Origin of the sequence: Limnohabitans lacus, assembly GCF_030053395.1 — a bacterium.
GTDB classification, from domain to species: Bacteria; Pseudomonadota; Gammaproteobacteria; order Burkholderiales; family Burkholderiaceae_C; genus Limnohabitans_A; species Limnohabitans_A lacus.
In genome coordinates, this window is sequence record NZ_JASGBH010000006.1 from 49,375 (window position 1) to 72,418 (window position 23,044).

A 23,044-nucleotide genomic window follows, 5' to 3' on the forward strand; every position below is an offset into this window, starting at 1 on the left:
TTCAGAATCAGGGCTTGGCGGCCGAAGGAAACGGCCACGCAGCTTGAGGATTCAAAGTGGTTTGTGCAGCCGGGGCAGCGGGTGCTTTGGCAGCTTTCTTGGCGGCAGGCTTTTTGGCTGCTTTCTTCACTGCGGGCTTTTTAGCGGCAGGCTTTTTGGCGGCAGTTTTCTTGGCAGCGGCCTTTTTGGCTGGAGCAGCTTTTTTGGCTGCAGGCTTTTTAGCGGCGGCTTTTTTAGGAGCTGCTGCTTTCTTGGGCGCTGCTGCTTTCTTAGCGACTGGCTTTTTAGCGGCTACTTTTTTAGGAGCAGCTGCTTTTTTAGCAGGAGCCGCTTTTTTGGCTGCTGGCTTTTTGGCTGCTACTTTTTTAGGAGCGGCCTTTTTAGCTGGAGCAGCTTTCTTGGCGGGTGCTGCTTTTTTGGCAGCGGGTTTCTTGGCTGCGGCTACTTTCTTAGCAGCAGGTTTTTTGGCCGCAACGGCCTTCTTTGCGGGAGCAGCTTTTTTTGCCGCTACTTTTTTTGCAGTTGCCATGATTTTCTCCTTGATCAAGTTGAGAACTCAACGGAAAGGGAACGCTTGGTGCTTGTTGGAATGCACAAAGCGATCCATGGTGCTGAAGCATGCCTCAACACCATGAACGCGGAAAAGCCACACCGCCCAACCCCCGGAGGGATCATGCGTTGTGGCTTGAAGAAGGGTGACATGTGAAGGGTGTTCAGAAGATCAGTCCCAAGACAAGGCCCCGCCAGATTGGTACTCGATGACCCGGGTTTCAAAGAAATTGCGTTCTTTTTTCAGGTCGATCATTTCGCTCATCCATGGGAATGGATTCTCTTCGTTGGGGAACAAAGGCTCCAGACCAATTTGAGTGGCCCGGCGGTTGGCGATGTAGCGCAGATAACCTTTGAACATGGAAGCGTTCATGCCCAACACGCCGCGCGGCATGGTGTCTTCGGCATAACGGTATTCCAATTCAACCGCTTGCAGGAACAAGGCCTTGATCTCGGCCTTGAACTCGGCCGTCCACAGTTGGGGGTTCTCCAGCTTCACCGTGTTGATCAAGTCAATGCCGAAATTGCAATGCATGGACTCGTCGCGCAGGATGTACTGGTACTGCTCGGCAGCGCCGGTCATCTTGTTTTGGCGACCCAGGGCCAAGATTTGCGTGAATCCCACGTAGAAGAACAGCCCTTCCATCAGGCAGGCGAACACAATCAAAGACTTGAGCAAAGTCTGGTCGGTTTCCAAGGTGCCTGTCTTGAAGTTCGGGTCCATGATCGCACTGATGAAGGGGATCAGGAACTCGTCTTTGTCGCGGATGGATTTGACTTCGTTGTAGGCGTTGAAGATTTCGCTCTCGTCCAGCCCCAGTGATTCAACGATGTACTGGTAGGCGTGGGTGTGGATGGCTTCTTCAAAAGCTTGACGCAACAAGAACTGGCGGCACTCGGGCGCAGTGATGTGGCGGTAAGTGCCCAGCGTGATGTTGTTGGCAGCCAGTGAGTCTGCAGTCACGAAGAAGCCAAGGTTGCGCTTGACGATGCGGCGCTCGTCTTCGGTCAGACCATTGGGGTCTTTCCACAGGGCGATGTCGCGGTTCATGTTCACTTCCTGCGGCATCCAGTGGTTGGCGCAGGTGGCCAGGTATTTTTCCCAAGCCCATTTGTATTTGAAGGGGACCAACTGGTTGACGTCGGTCTGGCCGTTGATGACGCGCTTGTCAGCTGCGGTCATGCGGCGAGGGCTGGGAGCAGCGGAAGACGCCGAAGCCGATGCGGGCGCTGCACCTGTGCCAGGCATTGGAGGCATTGCAGGCTGCAATGCGGATTTAGCTTGATCGTCCCAAGACAACATAAAAATTTCCAGTTCTCAAATTATGAAAGCATGCGCGTGAATTGCAAAGCAGAGATTCACTTTCTGCGCGCGCAATGCCTCGAAGTGTTGCTCTATTGCATCGCTTTGCATGTTTGAAATGCCCAGCGTTGCAGGTGTCATCACTGGCAGGCTTCGCAACCGACATCGTCGATCGCGGTGAATTGAACATCGGTCGCAGGTGCAGCGCTCAATGGTGGGTGCGATGACGATGCATCGCTGGCGCTCATGCCGCCGGTCGGCATGCCTGAGGACACGGCGTTGTGAGAGCCCGCTTGAACGGTGGACTTCTCCACTTGTGTAGCGCTCGATGTGCGCAGGTAGTAGGTGGTTTTGAGGCCACGCAACCAGGCGAGTTTGTAGGTGTCGTCCAGTTTCTTGCCCGATGCGCCGGCCATGTAGATGTTCAGCGACTGCGCTTGATCGATCCATTTTTGGCGACGAGCGGCGGCTTCAACCAGCCAAGTGGTTTCGACTTCGAACGCTGTGGCGTACAAGGACTTGATTTCTTGTGGCACGCGGTCGATAGGGCGCAGCGATCCGTCAAAGTGTTTCAAATCCATCACCATCACATCGTCCCACAGGCCCAGGCGCTTCAAGTCGCGCACCAAGTAGCCGTTGATCACGGTGAATTCGCCCGACAGGTTGGACTTGACCGACAAGTTGCCAAAGCAAGGCTCGATCGAAGCGTCCACGCCGATGATGTTGGAGATGGTCGCGGTGGGTGCAATGGCCACGCAGTTGGAGTTGCGCATGCCGTCTTGGGCGATTTTCTTGCGCAGGGCGTCCCAGTCCAGGGTGGAGGAGCGGTCCACTTCCACATAGCCACCGCGCTCGCGTGCCAGCAGGTCCAGCGTGTCCAGCGGCAAGATGCCTTGGTCCCACAGCGAGCCCTTGTAGCTGGAATATTGGCCACGTTCCTTGGCCAACTCGGTCGAAGCCCAGTAGGCGTAGTAGCAAATCGCTTCCATCGATTGGTCGGCAAACTCCACAGCCGCTTGCGAGGCGTAGGGGATGCGCATTTCGTACAGCGAATCCTGGAAAGCCATCAGGCCCAGGCCCACGGGGCGGTGACGCATGTTGGAGTCGCGGGCCTTCTTGACGGCGTAATAGTTGATGTCGATCACGTTGTCCAGCATACGCATGGCAATCGTGATGGTTTTTTGCAGCTTAGCGTGGTCAATGACTTTGCCGTTGGGGCCGTCTTTCAGGTGCTTGGACAGGTTGACCGAGCCCAAGTTGCACACGGCGGTTTCTGTGTCGCTGGTGTTGAGCGTGATCTCGGTGCACAGGTTGGATGAGTGCACCACACCGGCGTGCTGCTGGGGTGAGCGCACGTTGCAAGGGTCCTTGAAGGTGATCCAAGGGTGGCCGGTTTCGAACAGCATCGACAGCATCTTGCGCCACAAATCGTTGGCTGGGATCTTCTTGCTGGGTCGAATCTCTCCGCGTTCTGCTTTCTGTTCGTAAGCGAGATAGGCTTTTTCGAAAGCTTGCCCAAACAGGTCGTGCAAATCAGGCACATCCGAGGGCGAGAACAAAGTCCAGTCGCCTTTTTCCATGACGCGGCGCATGAACAGATCGGGGATCCAGTTCGCGGTGTTCATGTCATGCGTACGGCGGCGGTCATCGCCGGTGTTCTTGCGCAGCTCCAGGAATTCTTCGATGTCCAGGTGCCAGGTTTCCAGGTAGGTGCAGACCGCGCCTTTGCGCTTGCCGCCTTGGTTGACGGCCACAGCGGTGTCGTTGACGACCTTCAAGAAAGGCACCACGCCTTGCGATTCGCCGTTGGTGCCCTTGATGTGAGAGCCCATGGCGCGCACGCGGGTCCAGTCGTTGCCCAGACCGCCCGCAAACTTGGACAGCAGGGCGTTTTCCTTGATCGACTCGTAAATGCCGTCCAGATCATCGGGCACCGTGGTCAGGTAGCAAGAGGACAGCTGCGAGCGCAAGGTGCCGCTGTTGAACAAAGTGGGGGTGGAGGACATGAAGTCGAACGAGGACAAGATCTCGTAGAACTCGATGGCGCGGGCTTCGCGGTTGATTTCATTGAGCGACAGGCCCATGGCCACGCGCATGAAGAAAGCCTGGGGCATCTCGATGCGGGTTTTGCGCACGTGCAGGAAGTAGCGGTCATACAGGGTTTGCAGACCCAGGTAGTCGAACTGCATGTCGCGCTCGGGTTTGAGGGCTTCGGCCAGACGCTTCAGGTCAAACTGCAACAGCTTTTCATCCAGCAGGTCGTTGTCCACGCCTTTTTTGATGAATTGAGGGAAGTAGTCCAGGTACGCTTGTGCCAGCTGATCAGGTGGCACTTCCTTGCCCAGGATTTCCTTGGCAATCGTGTGCATCAGCAAACGGGCGGTGACATAGGTGTAGTCGGGGTCTTTTTCGATCAGCGTGCGTGACGCCAGAATGGATGCTTTGTAAACCTCTTCCATGGGCACGCCATCGTACAGGTTGCGCATGGTTTCGGCCACGATCGGCTCGGCACTCACGTCCTGGCCCAAGCCAGCGCAGGCGTTGACCATCAAGGATTTGAGGTAATTCAAATCCAGCTTCACACGTTGACCTGCATCGATCACGTGCAGGGCAGGTTCGTCGGAAGTTGTCTCTGGGGTCGCTTGCTGCTGGGCGCGCTCTTGCGTACGGCGCTCGCGGTAAAGCACATAAGCGCGGGCCACTTCGTGGTTGCTGCTGCGCATCAGGCCCAGTTCGACCTGGTCTTGCACGTCTTCAATGTGGAAGGTGCCGCCGCCTGGACGCGAGCGCACCAAGGCGCGCACAACGGCCTGCGTCAGTTCTTCCACCACTTCGCGAACGCTGGCCGATGCTGCACCCTGGGTGCCGTGAACAGCCAAGAAGGCCTTCATCAAGGCCACGGCAATTTTGTTGGGCTCGAAGGGCACCACTGCGCCATTGCGGCGGATGATTTGGTAGTTCGCCAATGCGTGGACTGATGCGGCCGAATGGTGTTCAGTTTCGGTCGCACCCATCAGGCCGGAAGAGTGACTCGAGATGTTCAGGTCGGTGTGCATGGTCATGTTTTTGGTTTGTTGCAGGGCGTTGAATCTTGAGGGCTTGAAATCGTTCAAATCTCTTTTGTGAGAATTTGTAAGGGACACTATATCTGGTGTCCAAACTTCATTCAAGCCACTACCTATAGTGTACCGAGCTCCTGCTGGGCTTTTTCTGGCAAGACCGTTTGTGACCGAGGGGAGAGGCACTTTTTTGGACTTTTCAAGGGCTGAAAAGGGGCCGATGAACGCTTTGAATCACGCCACTTCTTGGACGAAAGTTGCGCCAGCATTGGGTTTCAAGGAGGTTTATGGTCTGTAGGCTTGATTTGGCGGCCTTGGCAAAATTCCGTTTGTCTTTGGCCAAGCGTCAAATTGCTGGCGGGTGCCCAAAATGGTGCTGAAAAATATTTTTTTCAGTGTTGTGAATTTGGCATCAAACCAAGGGAAAACACTTATCTGAGAAATCTGTCAAAGACTTCAACAAAGACCAGTCGAATCCGGGACCGGGATCTTGTTTGCGGCCGGGCGCAATGTGCTCATGCCCCGCCAAGTGGGCGATGGGGTAGCAAAGCGCCAGGTCTTGGCACAAACGGGCAAGACGCTGGTACTGAGCAGGCTCGAACCGTTCACCCTCCAGACCTTCCAGTTCTATGCCGACGGAGTCGTCATTGCAGTTGCTGCGGCCGCGGTATTCGGATCGGCCGGCATGCCAGGCCCGGTCATCGCAGCTGACGAATTGCACCAGAGAGCCATCGCGTCGAATGTAAAAGTGTGACGACACCTCCAGACCGCGTATTTGCTCAAAGTAGGGGTGCGCATCCCAGTCCAGTTGGTTGGTGAACAAGGCCTGTACCTCGTGGCCGCCGTATTGACCTGGCGGCAAGCTGATGGAGTGCACCACCAGCAAGTCGATGCTGGCGCCCTCGGGCCGAGGGCCGAAGTTGGGTGAGTCATGTCGCTGGGCTTGGCTGTACCAGCCGTTTTGCCAAAGTGGGGTCTGGGACGGCACGCGATAGTGGTCAGGCGGGGTTGCTGTCTTGCGCCGCACTGCGGTGCTCGGTGCTGCAGTACAAGCCCTTTTGGCCGGCCACTGCCTCGGCGTGAGGCAAATGGATGCCGCACTGTGCACAGGCCACCATCTCGGCGGGCGTTGACTGGGGGGCTTGAGGGGCGGAAGGGCTCTTGCGGCCGCGTTTGATGGCCCAGACCACGACCATCACCACCAACAACAAAAAGAGGAATTTCATCCCGCACGTCCTAACAAGATCTCGAGCACAAAACGCGAACCGGCATAAGACAAGAGCAGCAAGCTGGCACCGATGTACAGCACGCGCACCGCCCGGCGGCCACGCCAGCCCCACTGACTGCGACCGATCAACAACACCGCAAAAGTCAGCCAGGACAACAGTGCAAAAGTCGTCTTATGGTCCCAGCGCCATTGCCCCCGGCCCTGGCCATAGAGGGTTTCTCCAAACAAGGCCCCGGCGACCAAGGTGGCGGTCAGCAGCATGAAGCCCGCAGTCACAAAACGGAAGGTGAGTTTTTCCAGGGTCAGCAAGGGCAGGCCACTGTCGGCTTCTTGGCCCAAGCGGATGTTGCGCTCGGTGCGCGTCATCATCCAGGCGTGAATCACGGCCGCACCAAACATGCCATAGGCCGACAGGCCAAGCGCCCAATGCAGGGGCAACCAAGCCGAGGCCTGCTCATGCAACAGTGTGCCCGGAAACAGCCAAGCCATGGCCACCGCCACGGCTCCTAAGCCCCCCATGGCCCAGCGCGCCTTGAGCTGCGGGAAGATTTGCCGCTCCACCACATAAGCGGTGACCACCAGCCAAGCCGTGACCGACATGGCTGGTGCAAAGCCAAACCGCGCCGGCCCCGCCAGCAAACCCAGCAAAGCCAAAGCATGCGCAGCCCAAGCCAGACCCAGCAAGCGGCGGGCATTGACTTCGCCCATGCGTGCGCCGGTGACCGCCGCCAAACCATAGGCCAGCGCGGCCACGGCGGCAGCGGGGTGCATCCAGAATGGGGGACTCGCTAAAATCATAGGTCCGAGTTTAGCCTTTCAGGTGCAGCCACAGGGGCTTCACCACCACGCTGGACCGGTTTTTCTGGATTCGCACGCATGGCTTCCGCCCTGACCGACAAACTTTCCCGCCTCGTCAAAACCATCAGCGGACAGGCCCGCATCACCGAATCGAACGTGGCCGACATGCTGCGCGAGGTGCGCATGGCCCTGCTGGAGGCCGACGTGGCGCTGCCGGTGGTGCGTGATTTCATTGCCCGTGTGAAAGACAAAGCCTTGGGTCAAGAGGTCATGGGCTCGCTCAAGCCCGGCCAGGCCCTGGTGGGTGTGGTCAACCGCGAGTTGGCCGCCACCATGGGCGAAGGCGTGGCCGACATCAACTTGGCCGCGCAGCCGCCCGCCGTGATCTTGATGGCCGGTCTGCAAGGTGCCGGTAAAACCACCACCACCGCCAAGCTGGCCAAGCACCTGATCGAAAAGCGCAAAAAGAAAGTGCTCACGGTCTCGGGCGACGTGTACCGCCCCGCCGCCATCGAACAGCTCAAAACCGTCACCGCACAAGCCGGTGCCGAATGGTTCCCCAGCACCCCCGACCAAAAGCCGATCGACATCGCCCGAGCTGCCATCGACTACGCCCGCAAGCACTTTTTTGATGTGCTGCTGGTCGACACTGCCGGTCGCCTGGCGATTGACGAAGCCCTGATGGCCGAAATCAAGGGCCTGCACGCAGAACTCAAACCTGTGGAAACTCTGTTTGTGGTCGACGCCATGCAGGGCCAGGACGCGGCCAACACCGCCAAAGCCTTCAGCGAAGCGCTGCCCCTGACCGGCATCGTGCTGACCAAGCTCGACGGTGACTCACGCGGCGGTGCGGCACTGTCTGTGCGCCAGATCACCGGCGCGCCCATCAAGTTTGCCGGTACCAGCGAAAAGATCGACGGCTTGGAAGTGTTCGATGCCGAGCGCCACGCCGGTCGCATCTTGGGCATGGGCGACATCGTCGCGCTCGTGGAGCAAGTCACTGCCGGTGTGGACATGGAGGCCGCCCAAAAGCTGGCCGCCAAGGTCAAGAGCGGTGGCGGTTTCGACCTGAACGACTTTTTGGCCCAGATCCAGCAGATGAAACAAATGGGCGGCCTGTCCAGCCTGATGGACAAACTGCCCAGCCAGCTGACCGCCAAGGCCGGCGCGATGGACATGGACAAGGTCGAGAAAGACATCGCCCGCAAGCAAGGCATCATCCACAGCATGACGCCCAAAGAGCGCAGCAAGCCCGAGTTGATCAAGGCCACGCGCAAGCGCCGCATTGCCGCAGGTGCGGGTGTTCAGGTGCACGACGTCAACCGCATGCTCAAAGAGTTTGAGCAAATGCAGGACATGATGAAAAAAATGCAGGGCGGCGGCCTCATGAAAATGATGAAACGCATGGGCGCCATGAAAGGCATGATGGGCGGCGGCGGGGGTTTCCCCGGCATGCCGCGCTGATTCAGTACTGGCTTGCGGGCAGTGTGACCTGCAGGCCGTCCAGTTCTTCGGTCAGCTCGATCTGACACGACAGGCGACTCCCCGCCTCACGCGTTTGGGCGGTGAAGGCCAGCATGCCGTCTTCGTCGCTGCTCATCGGCGGCAGTTTGGATTGCCAATCGCTTTGCACCACCACATGGCAAGTGGCGCAGGTCAGCAGCCCGCCGCAATCGGCTTGGATGCCAGGCAAATTCGCATCAACAGCCGCTTGCATCAGGCTTTGGCCGGGCTGGGCTTGCAGGGTGTGCGCGGTTTGGGTCGGGTCGTGGGGTTGCAGGTGGATCGTGATCATCAATGCATCGCGCTCAAATGCGCGCTCTCAGTGGTTTCTAAATTCGGCCGAAGTATTCACGCTTGTGAAACTCCGTCGCGTCCTCGGCTTGCACCATGCGCTGGTGCTCGGCCTTTTTGATGGTGCTGTAGTAGTCCACAAAGGGCTGGCCCATGGCTTGGCACAAAGCGGCATCGGCTTGCAGCGCCTGCACCGCATGGGCCAGACTGGTCGGAATGGTGGCAGCGCCTGCAGAGTACGGTGTTTCGGTGGCGGGTGGCGCTTGCAGTTGGGCGTCTAAGCCATCGAGTCCCGCATGGATTTGTGAGGCCATGTACAGGTAAGGGTTGGCCGCGGGTTCGCCCAAGCGGTTTTCAATGCGGGTGGCGTTGTCGCCGGGTGCGCCAATGACACGCAGCATCGCGCCCCGGTTGTCGCGTCCCCACAAAATCGACTGCGGCGCCATGGCGTTGGGCCTGAAGCGTCCATAGCCATTGCTGGTGGAGGTACACAGGGCCGTGAGCGCTGGGGCATGCGACAGCAGACCCGCCAGCCAAGACGCACCCATATCGCTCAGCACCTGCCGCGCATCCAGCGCACCACCTGGTGCGGCCGCATCCCGCATGAACACGTTGCGGCCAGTGCTTGCTTCGCAGAGGGATTGGTGCAGGTGCCAGCCGCTCGACATGATGTGCTCAAACGGCGGGCGGCACATGAAGGTGGCGTGGTAGCCAGCGCGGCGCAGGGCCTGGCGCGTGGCGTTGCGAAACAGCACCATGTGGTCGGCGGCCGTCAGCACATCGCGGACGTCAAACACCGCCTCCACCTGGCTGGGGCCCAGTTCGATTTCAAGCGAGATCAGCGGCAGGCCAAGGGCCTGCGCGGTGCGCTGCACGATGCGCAGCGGCTCTTCGGCCCGGTCAAACCAGCCCTCGGTCAGCAGGTTGTAGCCCGGGTGGATCAGGTTGACTTCGGGCGCAGGGCCGGGCCAGTCGGCGCGGTCCGGGTCCAGGTCTGCGCCGTGCAGCGGGTCTTTGAGGCGGTAGATGTGGAACTCCACTTCCAGCCCGCAGCGCATCTGCCATCCGCGATCGGTCAGGCGCTGCACGGCTTGCTGCAACACATGGCGCGAGTCCAGGGGCACGATGCGGCCATCCGCAAAAAAGGGCTGGCACTGCAGCCAGCCGGTTTTTTCGGTCCAGGGCAGCACATGCCAGCTGGCCGGGTCGGGCATGAGCGTGAAGTTGCTCGCCCCGGCAAAGCCGGGCAGGGTCTCTTCGATGCCCTGCTCGAACACTTTGAAGGCGGTGCGGTCCGAGCTGTCTTTGAGCAGCAAGGTGCTGACCATGCCGATGCCGTTGGCCAGTGCCTGGCGCAGCTGCGAAGCCACGATCGTTTTGCCGCGCACCACGCCGTGCAGGTCGCACCAGCCGAGGCGGATCAGCTCGATGCCCGAGGCCTCGACCTGCCGCAATAACTGCTCGCAAGCGGTTTCACGTTCGCGGCTGTTTAGGTCGCAGCGTTCAACGAAGCTCATGCTGCGCTCGTGTCGGCAGAAGCAGCCACATCACCCGGCAGTGCTGCGTCCCACGGTGCGCCGCGGCGCTTGGCATCGCAGGCCTCGCGCCACCACTGTGGCCACTGGCCGCTGGGGGCGATGCCGTCCACCGTGTCAGGCCCCATGCGCTGGCTGGCCACGGCGTCTTGTGCAAAGCCTGGTGGTAAGCCACCGGCCTGAACGGTCTCTATGGCTTTGAGCAAAATGCGCCGGTTCGCCATGATCACCTTGTCGCTGGTACCCAGGTGTTCGCGGGTGCGGTCTTGGATCGCGCCCATGCTCTCGCAGGCCCACTGGTCGTGCACATTGATGTCGTCTTCGCCCATGCCCAAGTAGGTGCGCGAAACTTGCTCTTCGGGGTTAAAGCCCCAGTGGTTGTGTTTGCCCGCTTTGGGGATGTAGTCGGGCAGCGTGACCGAGGGCAGGCGCTGCTTGCGCATGGCTTCTTTGTCCACCGGGCCGTCAAAGCTGGTGAACACCGAATACCAATAGGTGTGCGTGTCGTCTACCGGCACATGCATCTGCGTGATGGTCATGCTCTCGGACAGTGGAATCACAAAGGTGTGTGGGAACAGTGCGTTGGTCACCCGCACATGCGTGAGTGCGTCGTTGATCGGGCGCAGGGCCGTCAATCGCATGCCCGCGTCGGTGGGCTCAAATGAAATCTCGGGCTGGTCCAGCTCGCGCATCACCCGCGTCATGGGCCAGCGCTCGCCTTGCACATCGCCCGCACTCGCGCCCCGGAACTGGCGGCCATAGCTGCCTTCCAGCGACTCGTCATTGAAAAAGCGGTGCAGGTACGACGCATGTGCCGGGTCAATGCCCACCTCAAAGGCCTGCAGCCAGTTGCAGTGCCACAGCCCTTTGAAGGCAAAGGTGTGGGTGGCCGGGGCACTGAAGGCGTCGATGCCCGGCAGTGGCGGCGGGGTCTGGCCTTCGGGGCCAAACCAGCCAAACAAAATGCCGCTGCGTTCGATGATGGGGTAGCTGCGCTGGCGCACACGATTGCACAGCGTGCTGCCGGTGGGCTCCGCAGGGGTTTCGATGCACTGGCCTGTCACGTCGAACTTCCAGCCGTGGAATGGGCAGCGCAGGCCATCGCCTTCGTTGCGGCCAAAGGCCAGGTCCGCGCCCCGGTGCGGGCAGTCGCGGTCGAGCAAGCCGTAGTCGCCCTGCGCGTTGCGAAACAGCACCAAGTCCTGCCCCAATAGGCGCACCGCTTTGACGGGGCGAATCGCCATGCACGGATCGAGCGCGGGGTTGAACTCGTCCACCAGCGCCACGGGCTGCCAATAGTGGCGCATCACCGCACCGCACGGCGTGCCTGGCCCGATGCGGGTGATGAGTTCGTTTTGTTCTGCTTTCATGGGCGCCTCTGGCTTGTGCCTGGTGTTTGCCTGGTGCATGCACTCACCGTGGTGGGTCACGCTTGTCTCTCGGAGAACAGTTTAAACGGCTACGTGGGCCCGGCCTGCCAACAGGCGACACGGTGGGCGTGGCTTGACGCGTGTCAATTCGAGGCGGTCAAAGTGGACCACATTGGCGCAAAATCCAGCCCATGCAACACGCTCTTTTCATCTACGGCACCTTGATGCCCGGTTTGCGTCTGGAGGCCGAAATGCGCGGCGCCCGTTTCATGGGGGCAGCTCAGGTGCCGGGCCGACTGGTCGATCTGGGGCGCTACCCAGGCTTGCTGCACGGCGAGGGCCAAGTCACCGGCGAAGTCTATGAAGTCGATGACGCGCACCTGGCGCGGCTCGATGCAGTGGAAGACATGGTGCCTGGGGACCGCGCCGCCTCGCAATACTGGCGCGAGGGATTCACGGTGGTTGGTGGCCCGCTGCAAGGCCAAAGGGTGCAGACCTATGTCTACAACTGCCCGACCGAAGGCTGCAGGCCCATCCCGCACGGCGACTACCGCCGCTACATTCGCGAAGTCGGGCGTGAGTCCTAACCGTACTGCGTAGGAGCCCACCCTGTGGGCGATGAACCCTCCGCAACGCTGCAAGCGATCGCCCACAGGGTGGGCTCCTATCAAATCAATCCCGAATCACCAACTCACCCCGCAGCGAGTGCGACAGGCCTTGGGTGATGCGCACATCGGCCATCTGACCGATCAGGCGGTCCATGTTGGGGCCGCCGGGGAAGTTGACCACCCGGTTGCACTCGGTGCGCCCGGCCAGTTCGGTGGCGTCCTTGCGTGAAGGGCGCTCCACCAAAATGCGCTGCACCGTGCCCACGCGGCTGTCGCCAATGCGCTGTACGTTCTCTTCGATGGTCGCTTGCAGGTGGTGCAGGCGGCGCAGCTTCACTTCGTGCGGCGTGTCGTCATGCAGGTTGGCCGCAGGTGTGCCGGGGCGGGGGCTGAAGATGAAGCTGAAACTCGTGTCAAAACCCACATCGGTGATCAGCTTCATCATCTTGTTGAAGTCGTCTTCGGTCTCGCCGGGGAAGCCCACGATGAAATCGCTGCTGAGCGACATGTCGGGGCGAATCGCCCGCAGCTTGCGGATCGTGCTCTTGTATTCCATGGCGGTGTAGCCGCGCTTCATGGCCATCAAAATTTTGTCTGATCCGTGCTGCACCGGCAGGTGCAAATGGCTCACCAGTTTGGGGATTTTTTCGTAAGCGTCGATCAGGCGCTGCGTGAACTCGTTGGGGTGGCTGGTCACGTAACGGATGCGCTCGATGCCTGGCATGTCGGCCACGTATTCCAGCAGCAGCGCAAAGTCGGCAATGTCTGAGGTGCCGCCCATCTTGCCCCGGTAAGCATTCACGTTTTGGCCCAGCAAGGTGATTTCTTTCACGCCCTGCGCTGCCAGCCCTGCGATCTCGACCAGCACATCGTCAAACGGGCGAGAGACCTCTTCGCCACGGGTGTAGGGCACCACGCAATAGCTGCAATATTTGCTGCAACCTTCCATGATCGACACAAAGGCGGTGGCGCCTTCCACCTTGGCGGGTGGCAGGTGGTCAAACTTTTCAATCTCGGGGAAGCTGATGTCCACCTGCGGGCGCTGCTTGCGCTCGCGCTCTGCCAGCATCTCGGGCAGGCGGTGCAGGGTCTGCGGGCCAAACACCACGTCCACATAAGGCGCACGCTTGATGATCTCGGCGCCCTCCTGGCTGGCCACGCAGCCGCCCACGCCAATCAGCACGCCCTTGGCTTTCAGGTGCTGCACCCGACCCAGATCGCTGAACACTTTTTCTTGCGCCTTCTCGCGCACCGAGCAGGTGTTGAACAAAATCAGATCGGCCTCGTCCAAGTCCTGCGTGGGCTCGTAGCCTTGGGCCGCGCCCAGCACATCGGCCATCTTGTCCGAGTCGTACTCGTTCATCTGGCAGCCAAAGGTTTTGATGAAGACCTTCTTGCTCATGCGGCCTCCACGGCAGTCAGGGAGGTGATGAAGTCAAGGCAAAGCAAAGCACGCCCGCGAAGGGCCAGAGTGCAGCGGTTCATGGTGTAGATCCAGAGGCTGTGAAAAAGAAAAGCGCGGATGCGCTTTGGAAGTGGCAGATTATCGCAGGCCAGCCCCAGCTCAGTTCCCCGGTGTCTCAATCACCTTCGGCTTGAAAAACATCGGGTAAGCCCTCTGCACCGTCGGGCTGTCATAGGCCCAGCTGTGGCATTGGCCCAGGTGGTAGGGCGGTTTGGTGATTTCGGGTTGGGGCTGGCCGGCTTGTTCGCGGCGGTGCCATTGGCCTGCGGGCAGGGTTTGGTAGGCAGCGGTCGCCATATTGAACAAAAGTTCTCGCAGGTGGGTGCAGCCTTCGGTGCCACCCACGTGTTCGTTGATCACCTTGCGCCAGCCCGGGCCCATGGTTTGGCCGATGAGTTTGTGCATGCCATGCGGTGCGCCTGCGCATTCGGGGTGGGGGATGTCGTCCATCGCGGTGACGATGTCCTGGATGACCATTTTGTTGTTCAGCGTGACGCGGATCTTCAAGCCGTGGATCGGTTCGTTGGCCGGGAAGGGGCGCTCGTTGGGCACGCTGAAGCCAAAGGTTTTCACGTCGGTCAGTTCGGCTTCGATGTCCCACAGGCCGTCTTCGCGGTCATAACCGTTGTAGACCACGGTTCGCGTATGTGACAGTTTTCGGGGGGATGCTGGGGGTAGTGCCAATGGAATTCTCGCGGGTCTGGTGTTCAATCTTCCGATCATATCGATGCAGGAGCCTGCGCCATGTCCCACAACATCCACCCCGCTGTTCGCCGCCAGACCATTGCCGATGCCCTGCGCCGCACCGCGATCCGCCTGCCTCACAAAACCGGCATCGTGTGTGGTGCCACCACTTGGACCTATGCCGAGTTCGATGCGCTGGTGAGCCGCCTGGCCGCTGGCTTGGCCAGCATCGGCGTGGCCGAGGGCGACAAGGTCGCGGTGCTGGCCCGCAACTCGCACGGTTTTGGCGCCTTGCGGTTTGCGTTGGCCCGTCGGGGTGCGGTCATGGTGCCGATCAACTTCATGCTCAAGGCCGAAGAGGTGGCTTATATCTTGCGCCACGCGGGCGCCAAGACCCTGGCCACCGACAGCGGCCTGGCCGAGCTGGCGCAGGCTGCCAGCAAGCTGGACACACAAGTGCAGCAGTTCATTTGGCTGCCTTCCGAAGACCCAAGCCAGCCCGTGGCGGGCATGCACAGCTTTGACACGCTGGCCGCCTGCACCGATGCCTTGCCTGAGGTGCAGCTGGGCAGCCACGATGTGGCGCAGATCGTCTACACCAGCGGCACCGAGTCGTCGCCCAAAGGCGCGCAGCTCACACACGATGCGGTGCTGTGGCAATACGTCAGCTGCGTGATCGATGCCGAAATTGCCGAGGCCGACGTGGCCCTGCACGCGCTGCCGCTGTACCACTGCGCCCAGCTCGATGTGTTCTTTGGCCCGGCCATTTACATGGGCAGCACCAACGTCATCACGTCCAAGCCCACGCCTGACAACTTGCTGCCCATGCTCGAAAAGTTTGGCATCACCAGTTTCTTTGCGCCGCCCACGGTGTGGATCGCGCTGCTGCGCTCGCCGCTGCTCGACGCTGACAAGCTCTCTCAACTGGCCAAGGGCTATTACGGCGCGTCCATCATGCCGGTCGAGGTGCTCAAAGAGCTGGCCTCTCGACTGCCCAAGGTGCGCTTGTGGAACCTGTACGGCCAGACCGAAATTGCGCCCTTGGCCACCATGCTCGGCCCTGACGACCAACTGCGCAAACCCGGCTCCTGCGGCAAAGCGGTGCGCAACGTCGAGACCCGTGTGGTCAACGATGACATGCAGGACGTGGCCGTGGGCGAGGTGGGCGAGATCGTGCACCGCTCGCCGCATTTGATGCTGGGCTACTTTCACGACGACGAGCGCACCAAGGCCTCCTTTGAGGGTGACTGGTTCCACAGCGGGGACTTGGGGATCATCGACGACGAGGGCTACATCACCGTGGTGGACCGCAAGAAGGACATGATCAAGTCCGGCGGTGAAAACGTGGCCAGCCGCGAAGTGGAAGAGATGATCTACCGACTGCCGCAAGTGAGCGAAGTGGCCGTGATTGGATTGCCCGACCCCAAGTGGGTCGAGGCCGTGACGGCGGTCATCGTGGTCAAGGCCGGGCAGGCGCTGGACGAGGCGGCGGTGATGGCGCATTGCGCCCAGCAGATGGCGGGCTTCAAGTGCCCTAAGCGCGTGGTCTTCACGGACGCGCTGCCCAAGAACCCGAGCGGCAAACTGCTCAAGCGGGATTTGCGGGTGCGTTACGCCTGAGGCATCGCCAGGCCGGGGCGCTCAAGTGGGGGCGCTCAACTGCCCCAGCGGGTGTGGAACTTGCCGGGCTTGTCGGTGCGCTGGTAGGTGTGTGCGCCAAAGTAGTCGCGCTGTGCCTGCAGCAAGTTGGCGGGCAGGCGGGCGGACCGGTAGGCGTCGTAATACGACAGGGCGCTCATGAAGGCGGGCACGGCCACGCCGCTCAGCGCGGCCATGGCCACCACTTCGCGCAGGTCTTGCTCGCAGTCGGCCATCACGCTGGCAAAGTGGCTGTCCACCAGCAGGTTGCGCAAATCGTTGTTCGCTGCAAAGGCGCGGCGCATGTCTTCCAGCAGGTGGGCGCGGATGATGCACCCCGCACGCCAGACCGAGGCCACCTTGGCCATGGGCAGTGCCCACTGGTGTTCGCGGTCAGCGGCTTTGAGCAGCGCAAAGCCTTGCGCATAGGCGCACAGCTTGGCGGCCAGCAAGGCGCGTTGGATCTTGGGCAGCACGGCAGTGCGCTCGCCCGCCACCTTGGCCACAGGGCCTTTCAAAATTTTGGACGCAGTCACGCGCTCGGGCTGGATGGCGCTCACGGTGCGGGCAAACACAGCGTCGGCAATCGTGGGCGCGGTCACGCCCATGTCCAGCGCGATCTGGCTGGTCCATTTGCCGGTGCCTTTTTGCTCGGCGGTGTCCAAGATCACGTTGACCAAGGCGTCGCCGGTCTCGGGGTCGGTTTGCTTCAAGATGTCGGCGGTGATGCCGATCAGGTAGCTGCCCAGCTCGCCTTCGTTCCAGTGCGCAAAGACTGGGCTCATCTCGGCGGCGCTCATGCCCAGGCATTGCTGCATCAAGAAATAGGCTTCGCAGATCATTTGCATGTCGGCGTATTCGATGCCGTTGTGCACCATCTTCACAAAGTGACCGGCACCCCCGTGGCCCATCCAGTCGCAGCAGGGCTGGCCGTCGTCGGCTTTGGCGGCGATGGCTTGCAGCAGGGGCTTGACCAGGGGCCAGGCCTCGGGCGAGCCGCCGGGCATGAGCGCCGGGCCGCGCAGGGCACCTTCTTCGCCGCCGCTCACGCCTGCGCCCACATACAAGATGCCCGAGCCCTCCAGCGCCGCCATGCGCCGCTGGGTGTCGGTGAACAAGGTGTTGCCGCCGTCGATGACCACATCGCCCGCAGCCAGCAGGGGGCGCAGCTCGGCCAGCACGGCGTCCACCGGTGCACCTGCGGGCACCATCAGCCACACACGGCGCGGCACTTGCAGGCTGGCCACCAGCTGGGCCAATGACTCGGCCGTGTGGGCCTTGAGGCCCTGGGTGCGTTGGGCAAAGCTTTGACGCCGCGCCGCGTCCAGATCAAAACCGCTGACGGCAAAGCCGTTGCGCTCCAGATTCAGGGCCAGGTTTTCACCCATCACGCCCAGGCCCACCAGGCCGATATCGCTTGCTTGCATGTGTTCTTTAGAGGAAAGGAGACAGCCAGACGTAGAAGTTTCGTATGGCTTGTGCCCCTGATTTTGCAACAGCTCAGAGCTTGAACCTGTCGCTGTCGTTGATCGCGTCTACGGGAAATCCCCAGTGAAATGTCCTACCGATAGGACCTGATTGTTCTATTGACAGGACATTAGGACTGATGAACGATAGCCCCCATGAATGCCAACCTGCCTTTGCCCAAGTACCACCAGATTTATCTGGTGCTGCGCGAGCAACTGCGCGAGGGCCGCTTTGATGCCGGCTTGCCGGGCGAGATGGCTTTGATGGACCAGTTTGGTGTGGCCCGCGTCACGGTGCGCCGTGCCTTGTCGCAGTTGGCGCAAGAAGGCCTGATCAGCCGCGAGCCCGGTCGCGGCACCCGCCCCGTGGTGGCGCGTGCCAACGAGGTGCAGATGCAGGCTTCCACCATGGCCACAGGCCAGCAGGCGCGACTGACGGGCTTGCTGGAGAACCTGGTCACCATGGGCCTGCGCACCAAGGTCAAGGTCTTGTCGGTCGAGCGCATGCGTGCGCCGGTGGATGTGGCGGCCGCTTTGCAGTTGCAAGCCGGTGCGGCTGTGCAAAAGGCCGAGCGTGTGCGCAGCACGCCCGAAGGGCCTTTGTCGCACATCACCACCTGGGTGCCCGAGTCCATTTCGTCGGGCTTTGGCAAACGTGAACTGATGCAAAAGCCCATCTTGGTGTTGCTCGAAGAGTCGGGCGTCAAGGTGGGGCGTGCTGAGCAAACCATTTCGGCCCGCTTGGCCGATGTGGGCATGGCCCAGCACCTGGATGTTGCTGTCGGATCGGCCTTGTTGGCGGTACGACGTTTGATCTACGACGAGGACGACCGTCCCGTCCAATGGCTGCATGGCTTGTACCGCCCGGACCGGTACGAATACCAAATGCAGTTGTCGCGCGTTGGCAGCATCGATGCCAAGGTGTGGGTAAGCCAGGAGTTGTCCGCCAACTTTCATTGACCTTCACACAAAGGATGTTTCCATGACCACACGTCGTACCTTTATGGGCCAGTCCGCTGCTGCGGCTTCGGCACTCGCGTTTCCGTTGGTGGGAGGGGCACAACCCAAGCCCATCAAGATCGGTGTTTTGCACCCCGTCACGGGCGCCTTGGCTTACTCGGGCCAGCAGTGCCGCATGGGTGCGCAAATGGCGATCGAAGACATCAACAAGGCCGGCGGCATCAAGTCGCTGGGCGGCGCCAAGCTCGAAGCCATGCTGGGCGATGCCCAGTCCAACCCGCAAGCGGGCATTGCTGAAATCGAGAAGATGAACGAAGCCGGTGTGAGCGCTGTCGTCGGTGCCTTCGCATCCGCCATTTGTCTGGCCACCACACAAGCGGCTGCCAAGTACAACTTGCCCCACGTGGTCGATGTCGGCGTGGCCGACCAGATCGTTGAGCGCGGCCTGAAGAACACCTTCCGCTTTGGCCCTGGCTACAAAAAGTGCGCCGAAGTCGCCGTGGCCAGCCTGCACGCCCTGAACACCGCCGCTGGCAAGCCCGCCCGCACCGTGATGATCGTGCACGAAGAGTCGCTGTTTGGCACAGGCACCGCCAACTTGCTGGCCAAAGAGCTGCCCGGCTATGGCTACGAGGTCAAAGAGATCATCAAGCACGCCAACCCCACGCGTGACTTCAACAACATCGCGCTGCGCATCAAGCAGGTCAATCCCGACATCTTGATCCCTGCCAACTACTACAACGAATACGCCCTGTTGGTGCGCACCTTGCAGCAGCAAAAGATCACGCCCAAGGCCATCTATTCGGTGTTGGGTGGTGCGGCGTCGAGCTACAAGTTCGTCAAGGAGTTCCCAGAGGCGGCCAACGGCATCATCGACTGCAACCACTGGTTCAACCCCAAAGACAAGCGCTCGGCTGAACTGAAAAAGCGTGTCGAAGCCCAAGGTCAGTTCTTCAGCTACGAAGTGTTCATGACCTACACCGCCATGATGCTGTTGGCCGATGCGATCGAGCGCGCCAAGTCGCCTGACCGCGCCGCCATCATCGACGCTTTGGCTTCGAGCAAGTTTGAAAACCACATCATGCCCTACGGCCCCACACAGTTTGTGAACGGCCAGAACATGGGCGCACAGCCTTTGATGACGCAGGTCCACAAGGGCGACATCAAGGTGATCGTGCCGCGCGACTACCGCGAAGTGGAACCGGTCTTCCCACTCAAGGGCTAAGCCACAAGGACCCCGATGCTCGACTGGAACATCCTTTTCCCATCCGTGCTCAACGGCATCACCACCGGTGCCGTGTATGCGCTCATTGCGCTGGGCCTGACGCTGATTTATGGCGTGCTGCACATCATCAATTTCGCGCATGGCGCGGCTTTGATGGTGTCGCTGTATGGCGTGTACTTGCTCAAGGAAAAGCTCGGGGTCGATCCCTACATGGCCTTGCCGATCATGGTGCCCGCCATGTTCGTGCTGGGCTATGCCTTGCAGCGCGGGGTCATCAACCGCGCCAGCCATGGCAAGGACGAAAACATTTTGCTGGTCACGCTGGGCTTGTCCATCGTGCTGGAAAACCTGGCGCTGCTGTTTTTCAAGTCGGACACACGCAGCATCGACACCGCCTACACCTTGAGCACGGTCGAGATCGGCCCGGCCTTCATCGCATTGCCCAAGCTGGTGGCCTTTGCCGGGGCCTTGGTGGTGTCGGCAGTGCTGCTGCTCATCGTGCAAAAAACCGATTTGGGCCGCGCCATCCGTGCCGTGTCCAAAGAAAAGCAAGGCGCACGTTTGATGGGCATCGATGTGGACCATGTGTATGCCATGTGCTTTGGCTTGGGCCTGGCCAGTCTGGGCGCTGCGGCCTGCTTTTTGTTGCCTGCTTATTACGTGAACCCGCAGGTGGGCAATGGCTTTGTGCTGGTGGCCTTCACCATCGTGGTGCTGGGCGGCATGGGCAGCTTTGCTGGGGCATTGCTGGGCGGTTTGCTCATTGGTGTGGTGGAGTCGCTGGGTGGTTTGTTGCTGGGTGAGTCGCTGGGCCAGGTGGGTATTTTTGTGATTTTCATTGTGGTGCTGATGTTCAGACCGCAGGGCTTTTTTGGAGCGAAAGCATGAAAGACTTTCGCCGCATTGCGCTGTTTGCACTGCTCATCGGGGCCGTGCCGTTCTTCACCCAGTCGGGTGTGGTGCTCAATTTTGTGATGACCGCTTTGTACGCTTGCTTGCTTTCGCAAGCGTGGAATGTGCTGGGTGGTTTTGGTGGGCAGTTTTCATTCGGACACGCGCTGTTTTTTGGCACGGGCGCTTATGTGCAGGCCATCGCGCAAATGCAGTGGGGCTTGAGCCCCTGGGTGGCCTTGCCGCTGGCCATGGCTTTTGCCGCCGGTGTGGGCGCCTTTGTGGGCGCGGCATCGTTTCGCTATGGCCTCAAGGGGTCTTACTTTGCGCTGGTCACATTGGCTTTTGCCGAGGTGTTTCGCATCGTGGCCACCTCGGTGCCCTTCACCGGCGCGGGGGTGGGCTTGATGCTGCCGCTCAAGGAGTCTGCCGCCAACATGCAGTTTGTCAGTCGTGCGGGTTTCATTTGGCTGATGCTGGGCCTGGTCACGCTGGCGCTGTGCGTCACGGCCTGGCTCAAGGCGTCGCGCTTTGGGGCGTATTTGCAAGCGGTGCGCGACAACGAAGACGCGGCCCGCGCGATTGGTGTCAACCCCTTCCAAGTCAAGCTGGTGGCCACCATTTTGTCGGGCGGTTTGATGGGCGCTGGCGGTGCGTTTTATGTGCAAGTTTTCCAGTACATCGATCCGGGCATTGCCTTTGGCTCACACACCTCGGTTGAGGCCTTGGTGGGCGCGATCGTGGGCGGCTTGGGCACCTTGTGGGGCCCGCTGCTTGGGGCAGTCAGCCTGCACATCTTGGCCGATGTGACGCGCAATTTGTTCGGTCAATTGCCGGGCATCAACATGGTCATCTACGGCGTGGTGCTGATCGTCATCGTGATGTTCTTGCCCCGCGGCATTGCAGGCTTGGGCACCATCACGCCGCTGCAGTGGTGGCGCGGCAGCAAGGCTGCTGAAGCCGACAAACACGGAGGCCAATCATGAGCACGCTGATGCAAATCGACGGCGTGGGCAAATCCTTTGGGGGCCTCAAGGCCGTGCAAAACGTCAGCCTGTCGGTGACCGAAGGGCGTCTGAGTGCTTTGATCGGCCCCAACGGCGCAGGCAAGACGACCTTGTTTGCGCTGATGTCGGGCTTCATCGTGCCCGACACCGGCCACGTGCGTTTTGCCGGGCAAGACATCACCGGCCAAGCACCGCACCTGAACGCCCGCATGGGCTTGACCCGCACCTTCCAGATCGTGCAGCCCTTTGCCGCGCAGACGGTGCGTGAAAACATTGCCGTGGGTGCCCACCTGCACCTGCCGGGCCGTGCGCAAGCCCTTGAGTTTGCCGAGTCGGTGGCGGGCCAAGTGGGCCTGACGCCTCAGCTGGACAAATTGGCGAGTGACCTGACGGTGGCTGGCCGCAAGCGGCTGGAGTTGGCCCGTGCGTTGGCCACACGGCCGCGCCTCTTGCTGCTGGACGAAGTGCTGGCCGGGCTGAACCCGCAAGAAATTGCCGAGATGATCCCGGTGGTGCAAAGCATTGCGCAAAGCGGCGTGACGGTGCTCATGATCGAGCACGTCATGCAAGCCGTGATGAGCTTGGCGCAAGAAGTCTGGGTGCTGGCGCAAGGGCAATTGATTGCCCACGGCACGCCCGCCGAAGTGACGAACAACAAAGCCGTGGTCGAGGCCTATCTGGGCCACGGCACGGCCGAGCGTTTGCAAAAGAACGTGGCCCAAGCCCAAGCCGCCCAGGAGGCCCAGCCATGAACGCTTTGTTGAATGTGCAGGGTCTGCAATCGGGCTACGGCGCGGTCGAGGTTTTGCGCGGTGTGGACCTGCAGGTCATGCCCGGCGAAACCGTGGCGCTCTTGGGCAGCAATGGCGCAGGCAAAACCACGCTCAACCTCACGCTCAGTGGCCTGGTGGCCACACGGGGTGGGCAGGTGCAGTTCGATGGCCAAGACATCACCGGGTGGCATTCGCGCGAGGTGGTGGCCCATGGTTTGATCCACGTGCCCGAGGGCCGCAAGGTCTTCCCCAACCTGAGCGTGCACGAAAACCTGGAGCTGGGCGCCTTTACTCGAGGCCGCGAGCGACGGGCGCAAAACTTGGACAAGGTGTACGAGACCTTTCCGCGCCTCAAAGAGCGCGTCACGCAGTTGGCGGGCACGCTCAGCGGTGGCGAGCAGCAGATGCTGGCCATTGGCCGGGGCCTCATGGCCGAGCCGCGTTTGTTGATCTTGGACGAGCCATCGCTGGGCTTGTCGCCGCTCTTGGTCGAGGAAATGTTTGCGCTGATCGCCCAATTGCGCAGCACGGGTCTGGCGGTCTTGCTGGTCGAGCAAAACGTGGGCCAGTCGCTGGACATCGCCGACCGCGCGTATGTGATGGAAAACGGCGCGATCCGTTTTGCGGGCACACCCGCCGAGCTGTTGGCCAGCGATACGCTGCGTCAGGCTTATTTGGGCATGTGAGGTCA

General features: G+C 60.8%; 21 protein-coding genes. 9 read left to right on the forward strand and 12 right to left on the reverse strand.

All coding sequences use genetic code 11. The features are described 5' to 3' along the window. Positions 1–7: 7 nt before the first annotated feature. The 6 genes from QLQ16_RS09180 to QLQ16_RS09205 form a co-directional block, all read right to left on the reverse strand. A complete protein-coding gene (locus tag QLQ16_RS09180; protein WP_283224558.1) occupies positions 8–529 on the reverse strand; it encodes a histone in 522 nt (173 codons plus the stop codon). Between the two features lie 192 nt (positions 530–721). Continuing rightward, the gene (locus QLQ16_RS09185) at positions 722–1,798 is read right to left on the reverse strand and encodes a ribonucleotide-diphosphate reductase subunit beta (RefSeq protein ID WP_431310401.1); all 1,077 of its coding nucleotides are present in this window, start codon (positions 1,796–1,798) and stop codon (positions 722–724) included. Between the two features lie 194 nt (positions 1,799–1,992). Next, on the reverse strand, positions 1,993–4,866 hold the full coding sequence (locus QLQ16_RS09190; RefSeq protein WP_283224559.1) for a ribonucleoside-diphosphate reductase subunit alpha: 2,874 nt from the start codon (positions 4,864–4,866) through the stop codon (positions 1,993–1,995). Between the two features lie 457 nt (positions 4,867–5,323). Beyond that, on the reverse strand, positions 5,324–5,899 hold the full coding sequence (gene ampD / locus QLQ16_RS09195) for a 1,6-anhydro-N-acetylmuramyl-L-alanine amidase AmpD (RefSeq protein WP_283224396.1): 576 nt from the start codon (positions 5,897–5,899) through the stop codon (positions 5,324–5,326). A gap of 10 nt (positions 5,900–5,909) precedes the next feature. Next, complete coding sequence (locus QLQ16_RS09200) at positions 5,910–6,137, reverse strand: PP0621 family protein (protein WP_283224397.1); 228 nt, start codon at positions 6,135–6,137, stop codon at positions 5,910–5,912. Continuing rightward, entirely contained in the window at positions 6,134–6,937 is an 804-nt protein-coding gene (locus QLQ16_RS09205) for a cytochrome C assembly family protein (RefSeq protein ID WP_283224398.1), read from the reverse strand. The genes QLQ16_RS09200 and QLQ16_RS09205 overlap by 4 nt, the downstream gene beginning before the upstream one ends. A 78-nt stretch (positions 6,938–7,015) precedes the next feature. Here QLQ16_RS09205 and ffh point away from each other — a divergent pair, with 78 nt between their 5' ends. Further along, positions 7,016–8,401 carry a signal recognition particle protein gene (ffh, locus tag QLQ16_RS09210; protein ID WP_283224399.1) on the forward strand — a complete coding sequence of 462 codons (1,386 nt, stop codon included), beginning with the start codon at positions 7,016–7,018 and terminating at the stop codon, positions 8,399–8,401. A 1-nt stretch (position 8,402) separates the two neighbouring features. Here the strand turns inward: ffh and QLQ16_RS09215 are convergent, their stop codons facing one another. The 3 genes from QLQ16_RS09215 to QLQ16_RS09225 are packed head-to-tail and all read right to left on the reverse strand — an operon-like array spanning position 8,403 to position 11,636. Further along, positions 8,403–8,732 carry a 2Fe-2S iron-sulfur cluster-binding protein gene (locus tag QLQ16_RS09215; protein WP_283224400.1) on the reverse strand — a complete coding sequence of 110 codons (330 nt, stop codon included), beginning with the start codon at positions 8,730–8,732 and terminating at the stop codon, positions 8,403–8,405. 37 nt (positions 8,733–8,769) lie between these two features. Continuing rightward, the gene (locus QLQ16_RS09220; protein ID WP_283224401.1) at positions 8,770–10,248 is read right to left on the reverse strand and encodes a glutamine synthetase family protein; all 1,479 of its coding nucleotides are present in this window, start codon (positions 10,246–10,248) and stop codon (positions 8,770–8,772) included. Next, the gene (locus tag QLQ16_RS09225) at positions 10,245–11,636 is read right to left on the reverse strand and encodes a Rieske 2Fe-2S domain-containing protein (RefSeq protein ID WP_283224402.1); all 1,392 of its coding nucleotides are present in this window, start codon (positions 11,634–11,636) and stop codon (positions 10,245–10,247) included. Before QLQ16_RS09225 ends, QLQ16_RS09220 begins: the two co-directional genes overlap by 4 nt. A 191-nt stretch (positions 11,637–11,827) precedes the next feature. On the opposite strand from QLQ16_RS09225, the gene QLQ16_RS09230 reads away from it, so the two are divergent. Next, the gene (locus tag QLQ16_RS09230; protein ID WP_283224403.1) at positions 11,828–12,223 is read left to right on the forward strand and encodes a gamma-glutamylcyclotransferase family protein; all 396 of its coding nucleotides are present in this window, start codon (positions 11,828–11,830) and stop codon (positions 12,221–12,223) included. Between the two features lie 85 nt (positions 12,224–12,308). Here the strand turns inward: QLQ16_RS09230 and miaB are convergent, their stop codons facing one another. Both miaB and QLQ16_RS09240 read right to left on the reverse strand, forming a co-directional pair. After that, positions 12,309–13,646, reverse strand: coding sequence for a tRNA (N6-isopentenyl adenosine(37)-C2)-methylthiotransferase MiaB (miaB, locus tag QLQ16_RS09235; protein ID WP_283224404.1), 1,338 nt, complete (start codon positions 13,644–13,646; stop codon positions 12,309–12,311). Between the two features lie 162 nt (positions 13,647–13,808). Next, complete coding sequence (locus QLQ16_RS09240; protein WP_283224405.1) at positions 13,809–14,345, reverse strand: DUF2889 domain-containing protein; 537 nt, start codon at positions 14,343–14,345, stop codon at positions 13,809–13,811. Between the two features lie 108 nt (positions 14,346–14,453). Here QLQ16_RS09240 and QLQ16_RS09245 point away from each other — a divergent pair, with 108 nt between their 5' ends. Further along, positions 14,454–16,013 (forward strand): acyl-CoA synthetase, encoded by a 1,560-nt coding sequence (locus QLQ16_RS09245; RefSeq protein ID WP_283224406.1) that lies wholly within the window; start codon positions 14,454–14,456, stop codon positions 16,011–16,013. 35 nt (positions 16,014–16,048) lie between these two features. Here the strand turns inward: QLQ16_RS09245 and gndA are convergent, their stop codons facing one another. Further along, positions 16,049–17,458, reverse strand: a complete 1,410-nt coding sequence (gene gndA, locus QLQ16_RS09250; protein WP_283224407.1) for an NADP-dependent phosphogluconate dehydrogenase — start codon at positions 17,456–17,458, stop codon at positions 16,049–16,051. Positions 17,459–17,653: 195 nt separating this feature from the next. Here gndA and QLQ16_RS09255 point away from each other — a divergent pair, with 195 nt between their 5' ends. From QLQ16_RS09255 to QLQ16_RS09280, 6 genes are read left to right on the forward strand one after another with little or no spacing between them, the layout of a single operon-like run. After that, positions 17,654–18,457, forward strand: coding sequence for a GntR family transcriptional regulator (locus tag QLQ16_RS09255; RefSeq protein ID WP_283224408.1), 804 nt, complete (start codon positions 17,654–17,656; stop codon positions 18,455–18,457). Positions 18,458–18,479: 22 nt separating this feature from the next. Next, complete coding sequence (locus tag QLQ16_RS09260) at positions 18,480–19,682, forward strand: ABC transporter substrate-binding protein (RefSeq protein WP_283224409.1); 1,203 nt, start codon at positions 18,480–18,482, stop codon at positions 19,680–19,682. Between the two features lie 15 nt (positions 19,683–19,697). Continuing rightward, positions 19,698–20,570 carry a branched-chain amino acid ABC transporter permease gene (locus QLQ16_RS09265; protein WP_283224410.1) on the forward strand — a complete coding sequence of 291 codons (873 nt, stop codon included), beginning with the start codon at positions 19,698–19,700 and terminating at the stop codon, positions 20,568–20,570. Next, positions 20,567–21,559, forward strand: coding sequence for a branched-chain amino acid ABC transporter permease (locus QLQ16_RS09270; protein ID WP_283224411.1), 993 nt, complete (start codon positions 20,567–20,569; stop codon positions 21,557–21,559). Before QLQ16_RS09265 ends, QLQ16_RS09270 begins: the two co-directional genes overlap by 4 nt. Further along, entirely contained in the window at positions 21,556–22,332 is a 777-nt protein-coding gene (locus QLQ16_RS09275; RefSeq protein WP_431310402.1) for an ABC transporter ATP-binding protein, read from the forward strand. The genes QLQ16_RS09270 and QLQ16_RS09275 overlap by 4 nt, the downstream gene beginning before the upstream one ends. Then, positions 22,329–23,039, forward strand: a complete 711-nt coding sequence (locus tag QLQ16_RS09280) for an ABC transporter ATP-binding protein (RefSeq protein WP_283224412.1) — start codon at positions 22,329–22,331, stop codon at positions 23,037–23,039. The genes QLQ16_RS09275 and QLQ16_RS09280 overlap by 4 nt, the downstream gene beginning before the upstream one ends. Positions 23,040–23,044: the final 5 nt, after the last annotated feature.